This window comes from Burkholderia mayonis, from assembly GCF_001523745.2.
In the GTDB taxonomy this organism is placed as follows: domain Bacteria; phylum Pseudomonadota; class Gammaproteobacteria; order Burkholderiales; family Burkholderiaceae; genus Burkholderia; species Burkholderia mayonis.
On record NZ_CP013387.1, the window covers coordinates 1901322 to 1925553 of the forward strand.

Sequence of the window (24232 nt, forward strand, 5' to 3'; positions counted from 1 at the left end):
TTGCACGACCGCGTGCACGACCACGCGACTGCCGCACTCGCTGCAATCACCGCAATCGTTCGAGCCGCCGAGAACGGCCGATCCAACGCCGCCGCTTCGAAGGAACCCCGCATGCATGTCGATTCGCACGCCATCTTTGCCGTCTTTTCCGTGTATCTCGCGGGCGTCGTGATCCCGGGCCCGAACTTCGTCGCGGTCGCGCACAAGGCCGTCTCGGCGACCCGGCGCGACGCGCTCGCAATGGCGGGCGGCATCGTGCTCGTCAATCTGATGTGGGCGTCGTGCGCGATCCTCGGCGTCGGCATCGTGTTCGCCGCGTTTCCGTGGCTCGCGGTCGCGGTCAAGCTCGCGGGCGCCGCCTACCTGATCCGTTTCGGTTTCCGGCTGATTCGCGATGCCGGCCGCGCCGGCGTTCGACGCGCGACAGCGCCGGGCACGCCGCGGCACATGGGCAGCGATCGTGTCGGCGCCCGCCGCGCGTTCGCGCAAGGCCTGCTGACGAATCTCGCGAACCCCAAGTCAGTCGCGCTCTACGCGGCCGTATTCGCATCGGCCGCGCCCGCGCATGTCGGCTGGCCGACCTTCGCGGCAATGCTCGCGATGGTCGCCACGGTCGCGACGGGCTGGTACGGCTTCGTCGCGCTCGCGCTGTCGCATGCGGACGTCGCGACCGCCTATCGACGCGGCCGCAAGGCGATCGACCGGTTCTGCGGCGGGCTCGTCGTCGCGCTGGGCGTCCGGCAACTGCTGCGCTGACGCGCGGGCTGTTCAGGAATCGCGCTTGTCGTCGCCGGGAGCAGCCGCTTCGTGCGCGCCATCCGCAACGCTCGGGCCACCGGCGTCATGTGCGTGATCCGCAGCGCCCGACGCAGTGGCGCCACTCGCAGCACCGGCACTGCCGGCCGGGCCAGCGGCCCCCGCCGCATCCGCGCCGCCCGCCGATCCGACGCTGCTCTGCACGGCTGCGGTGTCGTCGCTCGCGGCACCTGGGCCGCCCGTCGAACCAGCATCGCTCCCCGCCGCCCCCGCACCGCCCGACGACGCGCTGCTCTCGGTATCCGCATCGCTCGCGGCCTCCACGCCCCCCGCCGAACCGACGTCGCTCCCCGCCGCCCCGGCGACGCCCGCCTCCGCGAGCGTCGCGCGCACGAGCGCGGAGCTCGTCCATTTGACGACGTTCATGAACTGCTGGAAGTCGAGCCCCCAGAAATCCTTCAGCACGACCATCGCCTCGGTGCCGTAAAGCAGCGACAACGATTGCGCGAGCCGTGCAGCCGCCGCCGGCGCGACGCCCGCCTGCAACAGCGGCTCGACCGCGAGCGACAGGAGCCGCTTGCGGTTGCCGCGCCGGTATTTCGGCTCGTCCTCGGCGCGCCGTGCACGCTCGTTCGCCCACTGCTGCAACGCGACCTGCAACGCGGCGCGCAATGCGCCTTCGTGCTGCTCCATCCGCGGATACGCGAAATCGAGCAGTTCATTGACCCGCGCCTCGACCGACGTCGACGTCGGCTGCCATTGCAGCACCGGCCCGAGGCTCTCGTCGACGACGGTGCTGACGAGCGCCGCCTGCGACGGGAAGTAGCGATAAGCGGTCGCGCGCGACACGCCGGACGCGTTCGCGAGTTCGGTGATCGACGGAAACCAGCCTTGCTCGAGCATCGACAGCGCGGTTTGCAGCAGCAGGTCGCGAGTCTGCGTGCGCGTTTCGGACAGCGTTTCCGTTGCGGATACGGTAGTTGGCATGTGTTTTGTGTGGGCGACCGCTGAGACGGCCGTCTCACCTGTGTTAAAGTTGTCGCGGAATCGAATCGCGGTACATCGGGCGACAAACGAACGATTGGCGAAGGAGACCAAATGGTACCCCACCGTAAACAGATCTACGTTGCGGCAACCGTTGATACAAAAGGCGCGGAAGCGCATTTCGTCAAGGACCGGATCGCCGACGCGGGGCTCCCGGCGGTCGTGGTCGATCTGTCTACGCGCGCGCCGGGGCTCGGGGCCGACATCGGCGCAGACACCGTCGCCGCGCATCATCCGGACGGCGCGGCCGCCGTGTTCTGCGGCGACCGCGGCCGCGCGATCGCCGCGATGGCGATCGCGTTCGAGCGCTACATCAAAAGCCGCGACGATGTCGCCGCGCTGATCGGCATCGGCGGCTCGGGCGGCACCGCGCTCATCACGCCGGCGATGCAGGCGCTGTCGATCGGCGTGCCGAAGCTGATGATCTCGACGATGGCGTCGGGCGACGTGTCCGCCTACGTCGGCTCGTCGGACATCGCGATGCTCTATTCGGTGACGGACGTCGCCGGCCTCAACCGGATCTCGCGGCAGGTGCTCGCGAACGGCGCCCACATGATCGCGGGCGCGGTGCGCGACATGCAGCCGCTGCCCGCCGACCTGAAGCCCGCGCTCGGGCTGACGATGTTCGGCGTGACGACGCCGTGCATCCAGGCGGTCGCGTCGCGGCTCGACGCCCGCTTCGACTGCATCGTGTTCCATGCGACGGGCAACGGCGGCCATGCGATGGAGAAGCTCGCGGACAGCGGCCTCCTCGACGGCGTGCTCGATCTCACCACCACCGAAGTCTGCGACCTGCTGATGGGCGGCGTGCTCGCGTGCGGCGAGGACCGCTTCGACGCGATCGCGCGCAGCCGCGTGCCGTACGTCGGCTCGTGCGGCGCGCTCGACATGGTGAACTTCGGCCATATCGACACGATGCCGCCCCGCTACGCGGGCCGCCTGCTGTACAAGCACAACCCGCAAGTCACGCTGATGCGCACGACGCCGGACGAGAACCGCCGGATCGGCGAGTGGATCGGCGCGAAGCTGAACGCGTGCGAGGGCCCCGTGCGCTTCCTGATTCCCGAAGGCGGCGTGTCGGCGCTCGACGCGCCGGGCCAGGCGTTCTGGAGCCCGGAAGCCGACGCGGCGCTCTTCGACGCGCTCGAGGCGACGGTGAACCAGACCGACAATCGCCGCCTCGTGCGCGTGCCCGCGCACATCAACGACCCACAGTTCGCCGACATCGCCGTCGAACACTTTTTATCGCTTCACGCAGCACACCGGAATTGAAGATGAAGAGACTGACACGCGCCGAGATCCTCGAAAAACTGCGCGCGACCATCGCGCGCGGCGAGCCGATCGTCGGTGGCGGCGCGGGAACGGGCCTGTCCGCGAAATGCGAGGAAGCGGGCGGCATCGACCTCATCGTGATCTACAACTCGGGCCGCTACCGGATGGCCGGGCGCGGCTCGCTCGCGGGGCTGCTCGCGTACGGCAACGCGAACGAGATCGTCGTCGACATGGCGCGCGAGGTGTTGCCCGTCGTCAAGTCGACGCCCGTGCTCGCGGGCGTGAACGGCACCGATCCGTTCTGCAATTTCGACGCGTTTCTCGACGAGCTGATCCGGCTCGGATTTTCCGGGGTGCAGAACTTCCCGACCGTCGGCCTCATCGACGGCAATTTCCGCGCGAATCTCGAAGAAACCGGGATGGGCTACGCGCTCGAAGTCGACATGATCCGCCTCGCGCACGGCAAGGGACTGCTGACGACGCCGTACGTATTCAGCGAAGCCGATGCGATCGCAATGACCGAAGCGGGCGCCGACATCGTCGTCGCGCACCTGGGCTTGACGACGGGCGGCACGATCGGCGCGAGCACCGCGCGCCGCCTCGCCGACTGCGTGCCGCTCGTGCGCCGCTGGGCCGATGCGGCAAAATCGGTGCGCGACGACGTGATCGTGCTGTGCCATGGCGGTCCGATCGCGTCGCCCGAGGACGCCGCGTACATCCTGCGCGAGTGCCCGCAGTGCCACGGTTTCTACGGCGCGAGCTCGATGGAGCGCCTGCCGGCCGAAACCGCATTGACCGACATGACGCGGCGCTTCAAGGAGATCGACAGGCGCGTCGCGTCATGATGCCCGCGCGCGTGCGCGCGCCTCTACGAGGAACCGAACGACGATGAACCACACCTCCTTCGCCAGCAGTGTCATCGACGCGCCGACCGAGCGCGTCTGGGCGTTCTTCCGCGATTTCAACGGCCTCGCCGCGTTTCATCCGGCGATCGTCGAAAGCCGGCTCGAGCCGGGCCCGGACGCGCACACGGTGGGCGCGATCCGGTACCTGACGCTGCAGGACGGCTTCGTTCGCGAAAAGCTGCTGAAGCTCGACGAGCCGAGTCACGCGCTCGAGTATTCGATCGTCGAGACGTCGATGCCGGTGCGCAACTATGTCGCGGGCGTGAAGCTCTTCCCCGTCACCGACTCGGGCAAGACGTTCGCGCAATGGTGGGCGAACTTCACGACCGAAGGCGTCAAGTTACAGCCGATTGCGGCGTCGATCAGCGAGCATGTGTTCGCGGCGGGATTTCGCGCGCTCTCGGACAAGCTGCGCGCGCGCTGACATGTCGCAGATGTGTTTCGCCGCGCCGATGCCCGTTTCGGGCGTCGTGCGCGGCTTGCCGGCGGCTTCTGCCGCCGCTGCGTCGCACCGCCGGCTTGCGGTGCGGCAACGCAGCCCCGCCGGCGAGTTCTCGGGTTCTGGCAATGGCCCTCGGATGAAGCCGGAACCTTTTTGGCCGACCTTGACGGGCCGGCCACTTTCTATTCGCAATCGCGCCGCGCATGAAGGCGCCTCCCCACGCAGGAAGCGAACGGGCCGCGCATAGCGCGCGATCCGTTCGCACACCGCAACACTTGCGACACGCGGGCGCAGCTGCGCCGCCCGGAATTCACCTGGATTAAGTTATTCGCCGCCCTGCGTGCGCCCAAAAAGATGCATTTGCCGAACATCAATGCTGCCCTGTCTCGCGACCGATAGCTTGGAAGAAACGAAGCCAGCGAGGGGCGAATCATGAAAGACCTGCAATCGACCCGTGGCCAACTCCGCGCCACGTTCCTGTCCGTCGTGCTGAGCGCCGTCGTAGCGGCGAGCGCGAGCGCGCATGCCGCGACGGCAACCGGCAAGATTTCCGGCGACTTCGGTCCGCCGCAAGGCGAGCCGATCCACGCGGCGCTCGTGAGCCCGCCGAACGTGCCGCCGCCCATCACCCGCCGCTATCCGGCGAAGGTCATCGTCGATCTCGAAGTCGTCGAGAAAGTGATGCCGATCGCGGACGGCGTGAACTACACGTTCTGGACCTTCGGCGGCGCGGTGCCCGGCAACTTCATCCGCGTGCGACAAGGCGACACGGTCGAATTCCATCTCAAGAATCGTCCGGACAGCAAAATGCCGCACAACATCGATCTGCACGCGGTGACGGGACCGGGCGGCGGCGCGGCGTCGAGCTTCACCGCACCGGGCCACGAATCGCGCTTCACGTTCAAGGCGCTGAACGAAGGGCTCTACGTGTATCACTGCGCGACCGCGCCCGTCGGCATGCACGTCGCGAACGGGATGTACGGCCTGATTCTCGTCGAGCCGCCGGAAGGGCTGTCGCAGGTCGACCACGAGTATTACGTGATGCAGGGCGACTTCTATACGAACGGCAAGTATCGCGAGAAGGGGCTGCAATCGTTCGACATGGACAAGGCGATCGACGAGCGCCCGACCTACGTCGTCTTCAACGGCGCCGAAGGCGCGCTGACGGGCGACAAGGCGATGCGCGCCCGCATCGACGAGACGGTGCGCCTGTTCGTCGGCAACGGCGGACCGAATCTCGTGTCGAGCTTCCACGTGATCGGCACGGTGTTCGACAAGGTGCGCGAGGACGGCTCCGACGTCACGCAGAGCAACGTGCAGACGACGCTGATTCCAGCGGGCGGCGCGGCGACGATCGAGTTCCATACGCGCGTGCCTGGCAACTACACGTTCGTCGATCACTCGATCTTCCGCGCGTTCAACAAGGGCGCGCTCGCGATCCTCAAGGTCGACGGTCCGGACAACAAGGCGGTCTATTCGGGCAAAGAGCTCGATACGCTCTACAGCGGCGATCGTGCGGCCGCCGCGGCCGGATCGGTCCCCGCGGCGAACGCGACACCGGCCGCCGCGGGCGCGAATGCCGGCGCTTCGCTCGTCACGACGCGTGCAACGACGCCCGCCGCGCCGCTGTCGCTGCAAGGACAAGTGAAAGCGGGCGGCGCGGTGTTCGCGAGCACCTGCGCGGTGTGCCACCAGAGCGGCGGCGCCGGCCTGCCGGGCGTGTTCCCGCCGCTCGCCGGCTCCGATTTCCTCGCCGCGAATCCGAAGCGCGCGATCGGCATCCTGCTGCACGGGCTGAACGGCAAGGTGACGGTCAACGGCCGCGATTACGATTCGGCGATGCCGCCGATGGCGCAACTGACCGACGACGAAGTCGCGAACGTGCTGACCTACGCGCTGAACAACTGGGGCAATCCGGGCGGCCAGGTCGGCGCGAACGAGGTCGCGAAGATCCGCACGAAGACGCCCGCGGTCGCCGAGACTTCGCACTGACACGATCCACCGACGCCAGGGAGCAACGGCCATGCGCGCTTCGTCGACATCGTCACGCGCGGTTCGACTCGCCCGCATCGCGGCGATCGCACTGGCGCTTGCATTCGCTGCGGCGGGCGCGCATGCCGCCGCGCGCTTCGTGCGGCTGCCGGGCGGCGACTTCGAAAGCGCGCTGCCGCAAGACGTGCCGGGCCGCTCGACGCCCGTGCACATCGACGCGTTCGAGCTGCAGGACGCGCCCGTGACGGTCCGCGCGTTCGCTGCGTTCGTGAGCGCGCATCCCGAATGGCGGCGCGATCGCGTCGCGCGCGTATTCGCCGGTCCCGCGTATCTCGCCGATTGGGCCGACCCGCTGCATCCCGCGCAGCCGACGTCGCCCGACGCGCCCGTCACGGGCGTCAGCTGGTTCGCCGCGCGCGCGTATTGCGCGAGCGAAGGCGCCCGGCTGCCGACGTGGCTCGAATGGGAATACGCGGCGGCCGCCGACGCGACGCGCACCGACGCGCGCAACGATCCGCTGTGGCGCAGGCAGATCCTGTCGTGGTATGAGCAGCCCGCCGCGCGCGTGCTGCCGCCCGTCGGCGGCGCGCCGAACGCCTACGGCGTACGCAACCTGCACGGGCTGATCTGGGAATGGGTCGACGACTTCAATGCGCTCTTCATCAGCGGCGACAGCCGCACGCAAGGCGACCCGGACCAGCAACGGTTTTGCGGCGCCGGCGCGATCAGCATCGTGCGGCGCGACAGCTACGCGGTGCTGATGCGCGTCGCGCTACTGTCTTCCCTCACCGGTGCGGATTCGACCGGAAGCCTTGGTTTTCGCTGCGCCCGTTCGATTTCAGGAGAAATGATATGAAGCTTGGACACCTCACCCGGCGCGGCGCGCTCGCGCTGATCGCCGCCGCATGCGTCGCGACGACCGCCGAAGGCGCGGGCCTGCCCGTCGCAGCCGAGCAAGCGACCGCTGCGACGGCAACCGATTCGCTCTACCCGGCAAACGCAACGCTGACCGATCAGGACGGCAAAACGTTCCGCCTGGCCGATTTGCGCGGCATGCCGACGCTCGTCAGCATGTTCTACACGTCGTGCAAGATGGTCTGCCCGATGCTGTTCGAGACGATCGGCCTCACGCTCGACGCGGGCGGCGAGGCGGCGCGCAAACGGATCAAGGTCGTCGCGGTGACGATCGATCCCGATCGCGATTCGGTCGCGGTGCTGCGCAAGACCGCGAACGCGCACGGCCTCGATGCACGCTGGCGGCTTGCGCGCACCGATCGCGACAGCACGCGCGCCGTCGCCGCGCTGCTCGGCATTCAGTACCGGAAGCTCGCGAGCGGCGAGTTCAATCATTCGAGCACGATCGTGCTGCTCGATGCCGACGGACGCATCGTCGCGCACACGAACACGCTCGGCGAGACGGACCCGGCGTTCGTCGATGCAATGCGCAAGCAGTTGGCCGCGCAATAAAAAAACGGCGACGCGAGGCGTCGCCGCTCGTCCGTCGAACGCTGCGGCATGCCGTGCGTCTCGCGCGAACGCGCTCTGCATCGAACCTCGCCGGATGTCCATGCGCCGCCGCATCCCCGTATGGCATCCCTTCGATCGCGCGTTGCACGCCTGTCGAAATCGGCACACGCCGCCGCGCATCGATCGCCAGCGCGCGAGAGCGCGGGCACACGGACTTGCGCCCGCTGCGCGCCGCCATGCCGTCACGCGCATTCACGCACCGCACCGCCCGCGAGCCGCATCCGCGCGACTCGCGGCGCGCGCCCGGCTCCATCACGCGCCTTCGCGCTTCTTCGCCTGCAGCGCGCGAATCCGCATCACGGCCGCGGCGTCGTGCACCGTCGACTCGTACATCTGCGCGAGATCGTGCTTGAGCGCAGTGCGCGAGCCGCCGTCGAGATACACCATGTGCCCCGACGGATAGAACCGCGCCGACAGGTTCTCGCGCACCTTCGGATCGTCGAGCGGCATCTGCTGCAAGTCGAGCACCGTCTGGTAGAACGGCGTGACGAAGTCGTAGAGGCCGTTCGCCGACAGCACCTTCAGGTCGACGTTGAGCGCCATCACGGCGGCGAGATCGCCCGCCGTGTAGAGGATCACGTTGCCCTTCGCGTCGACGCCCTGCTGCTCGCCCGTCGGATCGACATGGCCGAAGTCCCAGTACTTGAACGCCTGGTCGTTCAGGTCGGTGAACGACGAATTCGACGTGTACTTCAATTGCTCGTTCAGATACGCGTTCCACATCGCCGTGTAGACGCCGGACACCGCCGTCATCGTCGGATCGTTGCCGCCCGAGTTCGGATCGATCTTGCCCGCGATCCCCGATTCGATTCCCGTCACGCGGCCGTCGTACCCGCCGAGCGCCAAGCCGCGCGCCTTCAGCAGCGTCGTCAGGAACAGCGAATTGCCGCGCGTGTCGTAGCCCGCGATGTCGAGGCTCCACGACAACAGCGTCGTCGTGTCGATGCCGGTGTAGTCGGACAGCTTCTTGACGACGGCCGCATCGGCGTGCGGGAACTTGCGCAGCGCGTCGAGATAGTCGGTGCGCGCGAACTGCGCGACTTCCTCGACGAACGCGCCGAGATCGGTCGGCGCCGGCGCGACGCCGAGCCGCTTGTGATACCACGCGTCGGCGGCCGCGGTCGGCAGCGCGCCGACCGGGTTGCCCGCCTGCTTGTAGTCGAGGATCGACGATTGCAGCGTGATGCCGTTCAGGTCGACGCCGTCCTCATGCAGCTTGTACGCGAGCACGCAGCTGCGCGCGGTGCCGTACGATTCGCCGAACAGGAACTTCGGCGAATTCCAGCGGTTGTTCTTCGTCAGATAGCGCTTGATGAACTGCTTGATCGAGTTCGCGTCCTGGTCGACGCCCCAGAAATCGCGGTTCTTGTGCGGCGCGATCGCCGCCGAATAGCCGGTGCCGACCGGATTGATGAACACGAGATCGCTCTTGTCGATCAGGCTGTCCGGATTGTCTTCCATCCGGTATGGCGCGGGCGGCGTGAAGCTCGGCATCGACGTCTTGATCCGCCTCGGCGCGAACGATCCGAGCAGCACGAACACCGCCGACGAGCCCGGTCCGCCGTTGTAGAAGAACGTGACGGGCCGCGATTCCTCCAGTTGCCCGTCCTGCGTGAACGCGACGTAGAAGATCTTCGCGTTCGGCTGTGAACTGCTCGGGTCGACGGTCACGAGGTGGCCCGCCGTCGCGGCGTACGCGATCGTGCGGCCGTCGATCTGGATCGTGTGATGCGTGAGCGCCGCGGCCTCGGTCGTGTCCGTCACAGAATCGTCGGGACCGTTGCCGTACGCGACCGGATCGAAGAATGGCTGATCGCCGTCCGCCTTCGGCGTCACGACGGTCGGCGGCGCATGGACCGAAGCCGACGCGCCGTGATGCAGCGGCTGCACGCCGCCGGAAGATGTCGTATCGATGCTCATCCTGCTGCTCCTTCTGGTTCTATTAGGTGGTGCATGAACGAATCGTCAATCGTGCCAAACCGTTTGCGGTCGATTGCGACGGCGCGCGTGTCTCGGGCAACCGATCGCGTCGAGCCGGCACCGGACCGCATCGGCTTCGCGCGACGCGCGTCCGCTGCCACGACCGCTTCGCCGCAATCGCAGCGAAGCACCGTTGCGATGCCGGCGTCGCCGCTGCGGCTACGCGGGCGCCTTTGCTCACCGCGTCGTCACCGCGTCGACGCCCGGCTCGCCGGCGCCGTCGAGCGTCATGGCTTGCGCCGCCGAACCGCTGCGGTTGGCACCGCCGCCATCGGCCCCGCGCCGCAAAATCTCCGGCGCCGCGACGCCGACGTCAAACGCCCCGACGCCGCAGCCTGCGAGCCGTCGCATCGAGTGCGACGGCGCGTCGGCAGATGAAGCGCTGTCGGAGCGTCGCGCCGGCTCGCGATCATCCCGCCGCGCCGCTCTTCAGCGCCGCCGCGACCTTCGCGCCGTCGGGGCTGCCAAGCCCCGTGCACGCGTCCCAGCCGGGCGTCGCCGCATATGCGCCGTTGTCGCCGACCGAGACGTCGCGCAGCGCGCCCGTGTTCCGGTACAGCTTCGGGTTGATCCAGCCTGCCGGGCTGCCCGCCGCCGCGTTGATCCGCGCGACGAGCGCGGCCCACAGCGGCGCGACGGCGCTCGTGCCGCCCATCGCCGTCGACGTGCCCGCGACGAGCACCTCGTAGCCCGTCGCAGGCGACGCGTCGCCCGCGACGTCGGGCACGCCGCGCTTCGTGAGCGGCGACGCGCTTCCGCCCTGCGCGAGCGTCGCGCTCAGGCCCTTCTGCCAGTCCGGCACGTCGAACACGGCGCTCACGCCGCCGCCCGTCGAGCCGCCGCCCGCCGCATCGTCGTTCCACACGACTTCGCTGCGGATGCCCTGCCCCGGCAGCGCGTCGAGCCGCGTGCCGCCGCACGCGAGCACGTACGGGCTCGATGCCGGGAAGTCGACGTGATTCGCGCCGTCCTGCAGGCCGTCGCTCGAGCCGGCGTCGCCGGACGCCGCGCACACGGTCACGCCGAGCGCCGCGGCCGATTGCAGCACGCGGTTGAACGCCTGCAGCGATTGCGACGTCCACGCGGCCTCCGGACCGCCCCAACTGATCGTTACGACCGACGGCCGGTTCGTCGTGTCGTGCACCGCCTGGTTGACCGCCTGGATGAAGCCGGCGTCGCTGTTCTGCGTGAAATAGACGGCGAGCGTCGCGCCGGGTGCGATCGCGCCCGCGACCTCGAGATCGAGCGCGACTTCGCCGTCCGGCCCGCTGGGATCGCCGGTCGGCGCGTTGCGGCCGGCGCCGACGTTCACGTCGACGAGCGTCGGCTGCCGCGCGAGCCCGAGGCCGCTGAAATACTGCTGGATCTCGGCGGGCCGATATCCGCCGCCGAGCTCGACGACGGCGATGCATTGGCCCGCGCCGTCGCCGGGCGGGAAATCGTAGAGCGCCGCGAGCTGCGGCGGCGTGTAGGTGACGGCGACGCCGCGCGCGGGCTGGAAGGTCGGCCGCACCCGGAAATGCGGGCGTGCCTGCGGACGGTTGTCGAGCCCGAGCACCGCGGTGACGACGTCGTGCAGTTCGTCGGGCAGCGTGACGTCGCCCGTGCGTCCGCGATACTGGCCGATCGTCCGATGCTCGAAGCGCTGCAGCTTCACGCCGAACGCCGCCTCGAACTGCACGATCGTGCCCGACAGCACGACGACGCTCTCGACCGGATCGACGCGCGCGACCGTCAGACCGTGCTGCTTCGCGAACGCTTCGACTTTTCCGACGTCGTCGGGATGCGCGCAGAAACGCTGGGCGAACGCTTCGCGCGAGACCGGCTTCGCGTCGGGATCGCCGCTCGCGAGGCCTTGCAACAGCGTGGCGAGGTGCTGCTCTTCCTGCCGCCGCAACATCACCATCACGTGGATCGTCTCGGCCGGATCGCATGGACCGATGCACGTGGATTCGGCGACGATTTGCGGTTCGTTGCCGGCGTGAAGATGCCTTGCCATATTCGGATCCTCCAGAAGCCGTGGTAACGGGTTGTCAGGATTCGGACACGGTCGCGCGATCGCAGTTCCGACCGGTATGTCGGACGGCGCACACACGCCGTCGACAGGACCATGCGACAGTACGGCAGAGCAAGTGTAAAGCACGCGCGGCGATCCTGTGTCGGCATCTCGAGCGTTCGTGACGGCGCATTCATGGCATCGCGGGGTCGGGCACGCGACGTTCGGCCCACCGCGAACGACGCGTGCCCGCGCAGGCGGGCGCGGGCCTCGCACGACGTGCGCGGCCCGCGAATTCCGGCGCTTCGCGGTTAGTTGCTTCGCATGCGCCAATGGCCGCGTGTGTTGACGCCGACGGCGATGCCGGCGTTCGCGCGCGTCGCGTCAGTCGATCGACAGCCGCAGCGCGAAGCCGAGCAGCACGGCCGAGAAGGTCCAGCGCTGCGCGGTCTGCGCAAGCGGATGCGCGCGCAACCATCCCGCGACGCGCGTCGCACCCGCGACGCACGCGAGATCGAAGCACAGGCCCGCGAGCACGAGCACCGCGCCGAGCACCGCCATCTGCACGATTACCGGCGCGCCGCCCCGCTGGACGAACTGCGGCAGCAGCACCGAGCAGAACAGCAGCGCCTTCGGGTTGAGCAGATTGGTGAGGAGCCCTTTGACGAAGGTCTGGCGCAGCCGCACGGCGGGCTGCGCCAGACCTTCGTCGGACAGCGCGAACGCCGGCGAGCGGAAGATCTGCACGGCGAGGTACGCGAGATACAGCGCGCCGCCGTAGCGCACGGTCTCGTAGAGCCACGGCGCGCTCTTGAGGAGCGCGGCGACGCCGCACGCGGACAGCGTGACGTGCACGGCGCGCGCGAGCCCGAGCCCGGCCGCGGCGGCCGCACCGTGACGCGCGCCGCGGCCGATGCCCGTTTGCAGCACGCACGCCATGTCGGGCCCGGGCACCGCGTAAATGGCGACGACGGCAGCGACGTAGACGAGCAGCAAGTGAGCGGAAAACATGGTCAAACCCGGGTGTCGAAAGGGTTCCATGATGCGTCTGCTCGATGAGGGTTTATTGGCTTATTTGGTTGGGTTACCCGCCAAACTTATCGGAATACACTACTAGTAAGCGCTTTTTTAGAGCATTTCCATATCATGATCGATCTCGACAAAACCGACCGCGCCATCCTCGCCGCGGTGCAGCTCGACGGCCGCATCCCGGTCGCCCGCCTCGCCGACTCGGTAGGGCTGAGCGAAACGCCGTGCGCACGCCGCCTCAAGCGGCTCGAAAGCGACGGCTACATCGAGCGCTACCGCGCGCAACTGTCGCGCAACGCACTCGGCTTCGGCGTCGTCGCATTCGTGCTGCTGCGCTGCGCGGTTCACGACCGCGGCGTCGCGAACCGCTTCGAGCGCGAAGTGCTCGGCATTCCGCGCATCCTGTCGTGCCACAACGTGTCGGGCTCCGCCGACTATCTGCTGCAAGTCGTCGCGCACGATCTCGACGACTACGGGATGTTTCTGCGCGAGACGCTGCGCGTGCTGCCGGGCGTCACGTCGATCGAATCGGCGCTGTCGCTGCGCGAGGTGAAGCGCGAGGCCGAGCTGCCGATTCCTTGAGCGGCGGCGCGCGTCGCCGCCGACCGGGCGCGGCGCAAGCCGTGCGCGCAACGGAGACCGGCGCGCACGCGAGCCTCGCCGTCTGTCGACGCCGCTTGCGCGTCCGCTATCATGCATGGCCTCCGATACGCATTTTCGAGCCCCCCGCGATGACCGAAGCCGAACCGATCTGCGTCGAACAATTCGTCGCCCGCCCGCCTGCACAGGTCTGGGCGGCGCTCACCGAACCCGCGGCGCTCGCGCGCTGGTGGGCGGCGGGCGACGTACGCCCCGTGCCCGGCCACCGTTTCACGCTCGACATGGGCCCGTGGGGCCGGCAGCCATGCGAAGTCACCACGGTCGAACCCGAGCGCCGCTTCGCGATCGCGTTCGCGAAAAGCTCGCTCGACACGACGATCTCGTGGCGGCTCGAACCGGAATCCGGCGGCACGCGCGTGTTCCTCGAGCATGCGGGCTTCGATCTCGACGCGCCGCAAGCGCGGATCGCGTACGAAGGGATGAAGCGCGGCTGGCCTGCCGTGCTCGCGCGAATCGGGCAGGCGATCGGGAACTGAACCCGCCCCGCGCTCGATTCCCCGACCTCGCAGCCGACGAATCGCGCCCCCTTTGAGCGCTGTCATCAAACTGCCGGATCGCGAGCGCTAGCATCAAACGGTCCGTCTCATCAAGGGCCGTCATGAACCACCCCCTGTCCGCCGCGACGAGCGGAGAGCTCGGTCGCACCCGGCATCTGGGCATCGCGCTCCTCGTCGCGCTCGTCGCAAGCGGCGCCGCCTACGTGTTCGTCCATCTGTTCGCCGATCTCGCACCCGTCGGCAAGCGCTCCATATTCCCCTATCTGCTGCTCGGCGTCGCGCTCGCGATCGCGCTCGGCTTCGAGTTCGTCAACGGCTTCCACGACACCGCGAACGCCGTCGCGACCGTCATCTACACGCATTCGCTCACGCCGAACGTCGCGGTGATCTGGTCGGGCATCTGGAATTTTCTCGGCGTGGCGGCGTCGACGGGCGCGGTCGCGTTCGGCATCCTGCAGTTGCTGCCCGTCGAGCTGATCCTGCAGGTCGGTCATGGCGCGGGCTTCGCGATGGTGTTCGCGCTGTTGATCGCGGCGATCGCATGGAATCTCGCGACCTGGTACTTCGGGCTGCCGTCGTCGAGCTCGCATACGCTGATCGGCTCGATCATCGGCGTCGGGCTCGCGAACCAATTGATGCATGGGCCGTCGGGCACGAGCGGCGTCGATTGGGCGCAGGCGGCGGGCGTCGGCAAGTCGCTGCTGCTCTCGCCGATCGTCGGTTTCCTGTGCGCGGGCCTCCTGCTCGCCGCGCTGAAGGCGCTCGTGCGCGTGCCGACCCTCTATCGCGAGCCGCAGAAGAACGAGCCGCCGCCGTTCTGGGTCCGCTGCCTGCTGATCCTGACCTGCACCGGCGTGTCGTTCGCGCACGGCTCGAACGACGGCCAGAAAGGCATGGGGCTCATCATGCTGATCCTGATCGGCACGGTGCCGACCGCATACGCGCTCAACAAGGCCGTCACGCCCGGCGAGACGCAGACGTTCATCGCCGTCGCGCACCAGGCGGCCGCGACACTCACGCGCTACGCGGGCGACGCACCGCCGTCGCCGAATCCTCGCGCCGACGTCGAAGCGTACGTGCAGTCGCGCCAACTGAGCCGCGCGACGCTGCCTGCGGTCCGGCAACTGTCGGACTCGCTCGCGGCCGAGGTCGGCGCGACGGGCTCGATCGCGAAAGTCCCCGAAGGCCAGGCGGACAACGTGCGCAATACGATGTATCTCGTGTCCGAGGCGCTGCGCCTGATGGAGAAAACCGGACAGCCGGCGTTCTCGCCGCAGGACCGCCGCGCGCTCGACGGCTATCGCGCGCAGCTCGATCACGCGACGAAGTTCATTCCGACCTGGGTGAAGGTCGCGGTCGCGACCGCGCTCGGTCTCGGCACGATGGTCGGCTGGCGACGCATCGTCGTGACCGTCGGCGAGAAGATCGGCAAGCAGCATCTGACCTACGGGCAAGGCGCGTCGGCGGAAGTCGTCGCGATGCTGACGATCGGCGCGGCGGACGCGTACGGATTGCCCGTGTCGACGACGCACGTGCTGTCGTCGGGCGTCGCGGGCACGATGGCCGCGAACGGCTCGGGACTGCAATGGGGCACCGTGCGCAGCCTCGTGCTCGCGTGGGTGCTGACGCTGCCCGCATCGATCGTGCTCGCGGGCGCGCTCTACTGGGGCTTCCACGCGCTGCTCTGACGCCATGCGCGCGCGCCGCCGGATTGCAGCGCAAGATTCGGAGCGCGTCGTGTCGGCCGTCCCGCTAGACTCGCCGCATCGACCCATTCACGATGCAGCGAGGAAGCGCCGATGAATACGACGTTCGAACCATCCGCGGCAGCCGCTCGGACGCACGACGAAACGACGGCCTTCGCATCGCGCGAAGCGGCGCTCGCGCGGCGGATCGACGCGCTCGCGTGGCAGACGATCGAACAGGATCTCGACCGCGACGGCCGCGCGATCGTCCGCGGGCTGCTCGCACGCCGCACGTGCGAAGCGCTCGCCGCGCTCTATGCGCGCGACGACTTGTTCCGCAGCCGCGTGACGATGGCGCGCCACGGTTTCGGCCGCGGCGAATACAAGTATTTCGGTTATCCGCTGCCGCGCGTGATACACGCGCTGCGCACTGCGCTCTATCCGCATCTCGCGCCGATCGCGAACCGCTGGAATACGCTGATGCGCGTCGATGCACGCTTCCCCGTCGAGCACGCCCGGTTCATCGAGCGCTGTCATGCCGCCGGTCAGTTGCGTCCGACGCCATTGCTGCTGCGCTACGGCGAAGGCGATTACAACCGCCTGCATCAAGATCTGTACGGCGAGCACGAATTTCCGCTGCAGGCGGCGATCCTGCTGTCCGAGCCGGGCGTCGATTTCGCGGGCGGCGAGTTCGTCATCACCGAACAACGGCCGCGCATGCAGTCGCGCGTGGACGTCGTGCCGCTCGAGCAAGGCGATGCGGTGATCTTCGCCGTGCATCATCGGCCCGTGCAAGGCGCGCGCGGCGCATATCGGGTGAATCTGCGGCATGGCGTGAGCCGTCTGCACGCCGGGCGGCGACACACGCTCGGGATCATCTTTCACGACGCGCTGTGACGCCGGACGCGACGAGACGCGCGCTCTTACGGACAATGCACGCCGCTTCGCATTCGCCCCAATCTTCTCGCTCGGCGAATCGGCCATGTCGAATGAAATGGTTGCGCATGCATCCATCTGCCGCGCCGCACAGGCATCGGCCATGCGATTCGACGGGCCAGAGCGAATCCACGTTCGCGCGCACGATTCGACCATCGCGCCGCCGAGCGCCGCTCGATCATCCGACATGTCCACGCATGCCGCACATGCAACCGAATTGAAAGATATGCTTACGTTGCGAAACGAGATTCATCAGGATAATTGACGATACCGTCGAGCATGCAATCTCCTCCACAGCAGCGCATTCATGTTTTGCGTGTGCTAGCGAAACGTCGAAAACGAATCGATCGCGCTCGCCAATGTTCGGCATCACCCCGTTCGTCAATTTACCTGCATGCGGGACCGCCGCACGCGCCGCCTATTCGCTACTCTTTCCGGCAGCCAGGATCGGCCGCGGTCGCGCGACGCTCGTTAGCCACCGAAGGCCTCGCAACATCGCTCGACGTGCGCCGCTCGTGATTCGGAACGGAGGTGGAACCATACGTAATTTCTTCGATCTGGTCGGACAAGCGGCATCCCGCACGCCGGATGCCGAGGCGCTAGTCACCGACGACACTCGGCTCACCTATCGCGCACTCGCCGCGCAGAGCCTGTCATTCGCCGAGCGGCTGCAAGCGCTCGAGATCGCGCCAGGCGAGCGGCTCGCGATCTTTCTCGACAAGCGCGTCGAGGCCGTCGTCGCGATGCTCGGCGCGGCCGCCGCAGGCGTCGTGTTCGTGCCGATCAATCCGATCCTCAAGCCCGATCAGGTCAATCACATCCTCGCCGACAGCGGAGCGCGCTGCATCGTCACGTCGTCGCTGCGCGCACGGATTCCCGGCGACGACGTGCTCGCGACCATTCCATACGTGATCCTGATCGATGCGAAGACGCAAGCGCCGACGCCTTCCTCGCGCACGACGTATCTGCGATGGACTCAGGCTGACGCGCCGCCCGAGTCTGCCGCGAATGCCCACGCAAGCGCGGCAACGTCACGGCAAACCGACACGATCGATACCGATCTCACCGCGCTCCTTTACACGCCCGGCTCGACCGGCCACCCGAAAGGCGTGATGCTCAGCCATCGCAGTCTGCTGGAGGGTGCATGGAGTGTCGCGCACTATCTGCGTCACACGGCCGCAGACCGCATTCTCGCGGCGCTGCCGCTCGGCTTCGACGCCGGCCTCAGCCAGCTGACGACCGCATGGGCCGCAGGCGCAACCGCCGTGCTCGTCGATTATCTGATGCCGGCGGACATCGTCGACATCTGCCGGCGCGAGCGGATCACCGGCTTCGCGGGCGTGCCGCCGCTCTGGATCCAGCTCTCGCGCGCCGCGTGGCCCGACGACACGCGCGCGCGGCTACGCTATTTCGCGAACACCGGCGGTCACATGCCGCAACCTGTGTTGCGCGCGCTGCGCAGCCTTTTTCCGCACGCGCTGCCGTATCTGATGTACGGACTGACCGAGGCGTTCCGCTCGACCTATCTCGATCCCGCCGAAGCCGATCGCCGGCCCGATTCGATCGGCAAGGCAGTGCCGAACGCGCGAATCCTCGTCGTGCGCGAGGACGGCGCGCCGTGCGCGCCGAATGAGGTCGGCGAGCTCGTTCACGTCGATGCGTGCGTGACGCTCGGCTACTGGAACGATCCTGCACGCACCACGCTCCGCTATCGGCCGTCGCCCGATGCGCGGCCGGGCGGCGCGCAGCGTGAGACGGCCGTCTGGTCGGGCGATCTCGTGCGCCGCGACGACGATGGATTCCTCTATTTCGTCTCCCGCAACGATGCGCGGATCAAGAGCTCCGGCTACCGGATCTGCCCGGAAGAGATCGAAGATGTCGCGCACGCGAGCGGACTCGTTGCCGAGGCCGTCGCGCTCGGCGTGCCGCACGACGAGCTCGGCGAGGCGATCACGCTCGTCGTCGTGCCGTTGTCCATCGACTCGTTCACGCCCGATGCGCTGCGCACGTAGTGTGCGAAGCAACTGCCGCCATACATGGTGCCCTATACGATCGCGACGCGCGCGTCGCTGCCACGCAACCCGAACGGGAAATTCGACCACATCGCGTTGCGCGCGGATGCGGCGAACCTCGTCGAAACGCTTTGACGGCGAGCCTGCCGTGCAAGGCAATTGACCGCCGCACGGCGTTTCGGGTCGACCTTCCCACGCGGCCGGCACGCATGTCGCGAAACTCGCGCGCACGATGCGGCAGCCTTCGCTTACAACCGCATTTCGCCCGCTCGATGCGCTGCGCTGAATTGCCGCGCTCACGTCCACGAGCGCTCGGCGACACGCACTACAGCCGCGCGCGCCCGCATTCGGCCGAATCATTTCTCAGCGCCAGTTTCCGTTCCGCCACGAATATATTCGCGCGCCATTCCTCGACGGAAAACAAGAATTTACCGCGCATCTAATAAACCCGAATCCGTTCGAATATCCACTCGATACCATTCCCTACTGATAGCGATTTCGCGAAACGATGCGGCACTTACTCGGCTCGCACAAAAATCTCGTCCACGCAAAAACGAAATGAACTCGCCCATTGCATCAAGCCAGCGGTTTAAATTCCGGGTGCCGTATCGAACAGGCCACACCCCGTCTCCACATGGGCCAGATCGTTGCAGACAGTGAAAAACACATGGGGTATCGAGATAAAAATATCGAACACCGCCTCAAAATAAATCGCCGATTATCCGAACGCCGCTCTTGCAATCGTTATTACATTTGATATTATTTCCGGACAATTTCAACGTCATTGCGTTATCCGATTTTCATTGGCGACGCGTCCCCAATCCGGTACACGGCACTTCCAAAAGTCTTGATTTTCAATAATGGGGGCATGCAAATTGAGCAGGCTGCTTCAACGCGAATATCGAACAGGTGGGGATGACGGCGCGGGGTCGTCGGGAGAAAGCGCTTCGGCACCGATGTTCTCCGCCGCCTTGCCGGAATCGCGCGACGTCCGCACGCTGATCGAGACTTTCAGGCAGGCGGCGCTGCAGATCGGCTATCAGTATCATGCGATCGTCGAGCTGTCGGGCAAGTCGCATTCCGCGTCGGTCAACGTCGTCTCGCTGCACTACCCGACAGAGTGGATCGAGCATTACACGCGCAACGACTACTTCGACATCGATCCCGTCCCTCGCGCGGCGTTCCGGTACAGCACGCCGTTCTCGTGGAGCGACGTTGCGACGTCGAACCTGTGTGAACGGAATCTGCTGATGGAAGCGGAGGACGCGGGCCTCGACAACGGAATCAGCATTCCGCTTCATCAGCCGCTCGGACACGTGTTGCTGATCAACCTGTCCGGCACCGCGCCGACACACGACGCCGAAGCGAAATGGCGCAACGCCTATCTGCTCAGCATGCAGTTCCATCTGCAATTCCAGAGCATGCGAACGAGCCGCCCCATTCCGCCTTCCGTCCACCTGACGGATCGCGAGCAGATATGCCTGACCTGGGTCGCGCGCGGCAAGTCGTCGTGGGTCATTGCAAACATGCTCGACATCTCCAAGTACACGGTCGACTTCCACATCGAGAACGCGATGGAGAAGCTCAACACGCGCAGCCGCACGTTCGCCGCCGTGAAGGCGACGCGACAAGGGCTGATTTTTCCATGAATTCACCATCCATCCGGGTGCGTTAGGGCCGTCCGTCACGCCCGCCGCGTCGTGCGCCGACGCGACGCGATCGGCCGATTGCATCGGAATCCTGATCGAGCCGCGTCGAACGCCATTCCGTACGCCGTCGTCATCGTCGCCATGCAGCGGCGAGGACATGTCGCGTTCGTATGCGGCGCGCGTTCGGTGCGTGGCCGGATCGTCGTCACGGCGACGCGCGCGCCTCTCAACCATCACCGCTCATACGCGATCGCACGCGCCTTATCTTCACGCCGACGATCGATCCATCGGAGAACGAAGCGCCATGTCATACATCATCGCCGGCCGATTGAACGAACTGCCGCCGCACGTTCAGGCCGATCTCGGCGCGTATCGCTACGACGTGTTCGTCCGCCGGCTCGGCTGGACGATCGCGGCCCACGCGCGCGACGATCATGCGGAATGGGACGAGTTCGACGGTCCGTCGACGATCCACGTCGTCGCACTCGACGACGCGCGTCGAGTATGCGGCTATGCGCGCCTGTTGCCGACGACGGGCCCGTACCTGCTGCGCGATGTCTTTCCGCATCTGCTCGGCTCGGCGCCCGCGCCGCAATCGCCGACGGTCTGGGAGATGTCGCGCTTCGCCGCATCGCGCCGGCGCCGCCGCGCGACCGGGCACCAACCGCTCGGGATGGATTTCTTTCCGTCGGTGCTCTCGGTGGCCGCGTCGCTCGGCGCGACGCGCGTGGTCGGCGTGATGTCGCTGTCGATCGAGCGCCTGTACCGGCGCTCGGGATTCGCGCTGCAGCGCCTCGGCAACGCGGCGCCGTACGCAGGCGGCAGCATCTCCGCGTGCTCGGTCGAATTGCCGCGCCTCGCGTTCGCGCCGTTCGGCCGGATGCAGTGCGCGTCGTGCCTGTCGATGCATTGACGCGAGCGCGTCTGGGCGAGACGCGCGTCTTGTCGTTTTTGCCGATTTCGCCATGTCCGACGTCCGACGCGCAAGCTCGCTTTGTCGCTCGCCGTTCGGCGTCGCTCGGATATCCGCCGAGGCCACGCGCCGTCGGATTGGACGGCCTCCGCCAACTTCGCTGACTGTGCGCCAAGGCTTATGGCCACGGCCTCAGCCGGCTGGCCGCGAGGCAGCCGATTTTGCCAGGCGCTCGGCACTCCCGTCTCGGGATTCCTCATTCGCTTGCACGTCGGTGCTCGCGCTGCCGCCGGCCGCGAGCGTCCGGTCACGCGCGCCGCCGCGCCGCCAGTGCAGCGTCCGCCATCCCGATGCGTCCATGCAGGCCGGCCCCAGTCCCGTCATTCGATCCGGCCCTCATCGACATCCGCAGCTTTATGACTTGACTCAGTTCTGATTTTGAACTTACGATCCAATCACTACATCAAACGATGTAACATTTTTCGATGGATAATTGGCCGTCGACCTAACCGGAGCGTCACGACATGTCCCGTCCCAATTCCGCCGCGGGCCCATCGCTCGCGCAGCCGCTCACTTTGCCGAACGGCATGGTGCTGAAGAATCGCCTTGCGAAATCAGCGCTGAGCGAGGCGCTCTGCGGCCACGATGGCCGCGTGACGCCGCAGTTGATCGCGCTGTACCGGCGCTGGTCGAATTCGGGCGCGGGGCTGCTCGTTACCGGTAACGTGATGATCGACAGCAAGGCGCTCGGCGAACCTGGCAACGTCGTGATCGAAGACGAGCGCGACCTGCCGAAGCTGCGCGAATGGGCGGCGGCCGGCAAGGCGCACGGCAGCGAGTTCTGGATGCAGATCAACCATCCGGGCAAGCAGGCGATGCGCGGGCTCAATGCGGAGACGGTCGCGCCGTCCGCGATCGGCTTCGGGCCGAAGCTCTCCCGGTATTTTCTCGTGCCGCGCGAACTGACGGGCGCGGAGATCGAGAATCTGATCCGCCGCTACGGGACAGCCGCCGCAATCGCGCAGAAGGCCGGCTTCACCGGCGTTCAACTGCACGGCGCACACGGCTATCTGATCAGCCAGTTCCTGTCGCCGCAGCACAACCAGCGCACCGACGAATGGGGCGGCAGCGCCGAAAACCGCCGGCGCTTCGTGCTCGCGGTGTACGAGGAGGTGCGGCGTCGGGTCGGTCCGGACTTTCCGATCGGCATCAAGCTCAATTCCGCCGATTTCCAGCGCGGAGGCTTCACCGAAGACGAATCGCTCGACGTGATCCGTGCGCTCGCGAAAGCCGGCATCGACCTGATCGAAATTTCCGGCGGCACTTACGAGGAGCCCGTGATGCAGCGTGGCGACCGCAAGACGTCGACGATGGCGCGCGAGGCGTATTTCCTCGAATTCGCCGAAAAGGTGCGCGCCGAAGTGGACGTGCCGCTGATGGTCACGGGCGGCTTCCGCAGCCTCGCCGGCATGGAAGCGCCGCTGCGCGACGGCGCGCTCGATCTGATCGGCCTCGGCCGCATTCTCGCGATCGAGCCCGACGCGCCCGCGCGCCTGCTGCGCGGCGAGGAAACGCGGCATCACGTGAAGCCGCTCAGCACCGGGATCAAGTATTTCGACGATCTCGGCTCGCTCGAAGTCACCTGGTACACGCGGCAGCTCCATCGGATCGGCAAGGGCCGCCATCCGATCCCCGACGAGAACGCGCTGAAGTCGTTCCTGCTCGATCTGTCGTCGAAGGGCTGCGCGATCTTCAGGGCGCGCCGCTTGCGTGCTTCGTCATCCGAAGCGCCGGCGGCGCACGGCTCGGCGACGCCGATCGTCGGCGGCCGGCGTCACGACGCGCATTGAGCGATGCGATATGCGTGGCCGTTCGCCGTCGATCGGGAAGATCGATGGCGGACGGCGGCGCTCATTATATTGTCGCGACCGGTCGAAGCGTCTCGGTCATCGCGCCGACGAGTATTCGCGTTGGCTGCGATCAGCTATCACGGCATCGCATCGCGCGCGATCGCGTACAAATCGACCGCCATCCGCAAGCCACACTGGCCGGACCGCCGCATCGCCGCATCGACTGCGAGCCGCGCTATTCAGCCCGCCACGGCGTCAAGCGCCGCTGCATCGCGCGCAGCCCGATCTCCAGCGCGAGCGCGATCGCGCCGATCACGAGAATCCCCGCGACGACGGCGTCCGTCACGAGGAAGCGTGACGCCGAATACACCATGAAGCCAAGCCCGCGCGTCGCCGCGATCAGCTCGGCCGCGACGAGCGTCGACCAGCCCGCGCCGAGCGCGATGCGCACGCCCGTCAGGATGTCCGGCAGCGCGCTCGGCAGCACGACGTGGCGCAACAGCTTGAAGCGCGTCGCGCCGAGCGACGCGGCCGCTCGCAAGCGGCTCTCCGATACGCCGCTCGCGCCCGCGGCGGTCGCGATCGTCAGCGGTGCGAACATCGTCAGATAGATCAGCAGGATCTTCGACGCATCGCCGATCCCGAACCAGACGACCATCAGCGGCAAGTACGCAAGCGGCGGAATCGGCCGGTAGAACTCGATGATCGGATCGACGACGCCGCGCACGATCCGGTTCGTCGCAATCAGGATACCTACCGGAATCGCGGTCACGATCGCAAGCGCGAACGCCGCCGCCATCCGCGACAGGCTCGCGAACAAGTGCTGGCCGAGCGTCGCGTCGTCGAAGCCTTCGGTGCTCAGCGTGATGAGCTTGCGCAGCACCGCCTCGGGGCTCGGCAGCAGCGCGGCCGACATCCATTCGAAGTGCGCGGCGAGCCACCAGCCGCCGACGAGCGCGGCCCATGTCGCGATCGCGGCCGCATGGCCCGCATGCACGCGCTGCCTGCGGCGCTCGCGCGGCGGCGCGCCCGTGCCCGCCGCCGGCAGCGGCAACGTGAGATTGGGATTCTGTTCGGTCGCGGCCAA

General features: G+C 67.3%; 20 protein-coding genes and 1 pseudogene. 15 read left to right on the forward strand and 6 right to left on the reverse strand.

What is annotated here, in order from left to right; all coding sequences use genetic code 11:
- Positions 1-111: 111 nt before the first annotated feature.
- Positions 112-756 carry a LysE family translocator gene (locus tag WS70_RS27110; RefSeq protein WP_059597418.1) on the forward strand — a complete coding sequence of 215 codons (645 nt, stop codon included), beginning with the start codon at positions 112-114 and terminating at the stop codon, positions 754-756.
- A gap of 12 nt (positions 757-768) precedes the next feature.
- On the opposite strand, the gene WS70_RS27115 is transcribed toward WS70_RS27110, so the two are convergent.
- Positions 769-1743 carry a TetR/AcrR family transcriptional regulator gene (locus WS70_RS27115; protein ID WP_059597419.1) on the reverse strand — a complete coding sequence of 325 codons (975 nt, stop codon included), beginning with the start codon at positions 1741-1743 and terminating at the stop codon, positions 769-771.
- Positions 1744-1854: 111 nt separating this feature from the next.
- Between WS70_RS27115 and WS70_RS27120 the strand changes: the two genes are divergently transcribed.
- From WS70_RS27120 to WS70_RS27150, 6 genes are all read left to right on the forward strand, one after another.
- Positions 1855-3072 carry a Tm-1-like ATP-binding domain-containing protein gene (locus WS70_RS27120; protein WP_059597420.1) on the forward strand — a complete coding sequence of 406 codons (1218 nt, stop codon included), beginning with the start codon at positions 1855-1857 and terminating at the stop codon, positions 3070-3072.
- A 2-nt stretch (positions 3073-3074) separates the two neighbouring features.
- Positions 3075-3917, forward strand: a complete 843-nt coding sequence (locus WS70_RS27125; protein ID WP_059469928.1) for a phosphoenolpyruvate hydrolase family protein — start codon at positions 3075-3077, stop codon at positions 3915-3917.
- A 43-nt stretch (positions 3918-3960) separates the two neighbouring features.
- On the forward strand, positions 3961-4401 hold the full coding sequence (locus WS70_RS27130) for an SRPBCC family protein (protein ID WP_059597422.1): 441 nt from the start codon (positions 3961-3963) through the stop codon (positions 4399-4401).
- Between the two features lie 450 nt (positions 4402-4851).
- Positions 4852-6411 (forward strand): copper-containing nitrite reductase, encoded by a 1560-nt coding sequence (nirK, locus tag WS70_RS27140; protein ID WP_059597424.1) that lies wholly within the window; start codon positions 4852-4854, stop codon positions 6409-6411.
- 31 nt (positions 6412-6442) lie between these two features.
- Positions 6443-7267 (forward strand): formylglycine-generating enzyme family protein, encoded by an 825-nt coding sequence (locus tag WS70_RS27145; protein WP_059597426.1) that lies wholly within the window; start codon positions 6443-6445, stop codon positions 7265-7267.
- Complete coding sequence (locus WS70_RS27150; RefSeq protein WP_059469925.1) at positions 7264-7878, forward strand: SCO family protein; 615 nt, start codon at positions 7264-7266, stop codon at positions 7876-7878. Before WS70_RS27145 ends, WS70_RS27150 begins: the two co-directional genes overlap by 4 nt.
- Before the next feature lie 312 nt (positions 7879-8190).
- Here the strand turns inward: WS70_RS27150 and WS70_RS27155 are convergent, their stop codons facing one another.
- The 4 genes from WS70_RS27155 to WS70_RS27170 form a co-directional block, all read right to left on the reverse strand.
- Positions 8191-9858, reverse strand: a complete 1668-nt coding sequence (locus WS70_RS27155) for a S10 family peptidase (protein WP_059597427.1) — start codon at positions 9856-9858, stop codon at positions 8191-8193.
- A gap of 237 nt (positions 9859-10095) precedes the next feature.
- On the reverse strand, positions 10096-10269 hold the full coding sequence (locus WS70_RS31970; RefSeq protein ID WP_159082982.1) for a hypothetical protein: 174 nt from the start codon (positions 10267-10269) through the stop codon (positions 10096-10098).
- A 58-nt stretch (positions 10270-10327) separates the two neighbouring features.
- The gene (locus WS70_RS27165) at positions 10328-11917 is read right to left on the reverse strand and encodes a S53 family peptidase (RefSeq protein WP_059469923.1); all 1590 of its coding nucleotides are present in this window, start codon (positions 11915-11917) and stop codon (positions 10328-10330) included.
- A 381-nt stretch (positions 11918-12298) separates the two neighbouring features.
- Positions 12299-12925, reverse strand: a complete 627-nt coding sequence (locus tag WS70_RS27170) for a LysE family translocator (RefSeq protein WP_059469922.1) — start codon at positions 12923-12925, stop codon at positions 12299-12301.
- Positions 12926-13060: 135 nt separating this feature from the next.
- Between WS70_RS27170 and WS70_RS27175 the strand changes: the two genes are divergently transcribed.
- The 8 genes and pseudogenes from WS70_RS27175 (at position 13061) to WS70_RS27220 (ending at position 23145) form a co-directional block, all read left to right on the forward strand.
- Positions 13061-13525 carry an Lrp/AsnC family transcriptional regulator gene (locus WS70_RS27175; RefSeq protein WP_059469921.1) on the forward strand — a complete coding sequence of 155 codons (465 nt, stop codon included), beginning with the start codon at positions 13061-13063 and terminating at the stop codon, positions 13523-13525.
- Positions 13526-13674: 149 nt separating this feature from the next.
- Positions 13675-14079, forward strand: coding sequence for an SRPBCC family protein (locus WS70_RS27180; RefSeq protein WP_059469920.1), 405 nt, complete (start codon positions 13675-13677; stop codon positions 14077-14079).
- A 122-nt stretch (positions 14080-14201) separates the two neighbouring features.
- Positions 14202-15788, forward strand: coding sequence for an inorganic phosphate transporter (locus WS70_RS27185; protein ID WP_059597429.1), 1587 nt, complete (start codon positions 14202-14204; stop codon positions 15786-15788).
- Between the two features lie 111 nt (positions 15789-15899).
- Entirely contained in the window at positions 15900-16682 is a 783-nt protein-coding gene (locus WS70_RS27190; RefSeq protein WP_059597431.1) for a 2OG-Fe(II) oxygenase, read from the forward strand.
- 578 nt (positions 16683-17260) lie between these two features.
- Positions 17261-18868, forward strand: a pseudogene (locus tag WS70_RS27200) (acyl-CoA ligase (AMP-forming), exosortase A system-associated).
- 821 nt (positions 18869-19689) lie between these two features.
- A complete protein-coding gene (locus WS70_RS27205) occupies positions 19690-20382 on the forward strand; it encodes a LuxR family transcriptional regulator (protein ID WP_059469917.1) in 693 nt (230 codons plus the stop codon).
- Between the two features lie 304 nt (positions 20383-20686).
- Complete coding sequence (locus WS70_RS27215; RefSeq protein WP_059469916.1) at positions 20687-21295, forward strand: acyl-homoserine-lactone synthase; 609 nt, start codon at positions 20687-20689, stop codon at positions 21293-21295.
- A gap of 524 nt (positions 21296-21819) precedes the next feature.
- Positions 21820-23145: an NADH:flavin oxidoreductase/NADH oxidase family protein gene (locus tag WS70_RS27220; RefSeq protein WP_059472919.1), complete on the forward strand. Its 1326-nt coding sequence runs from the start codon at positions 21820-21822 to the stop codon at positions 23143-23145.
- A gap of 235 nt (positions 23146-23380) precedes the next feature.
- Here the strand turns inward: WS70_RS27220 and WS70_RS27225 are convergent, their stop codons facing one another.
- Complete coding sequence (locus WS70_RS27225) at positions 23381-24232, reverse strand: ABC transporter permease subunit (RefSeq protein WP_059597436.1); 852 nt, start codon at positions 24230-24232, stop codon at positions 23381-23383.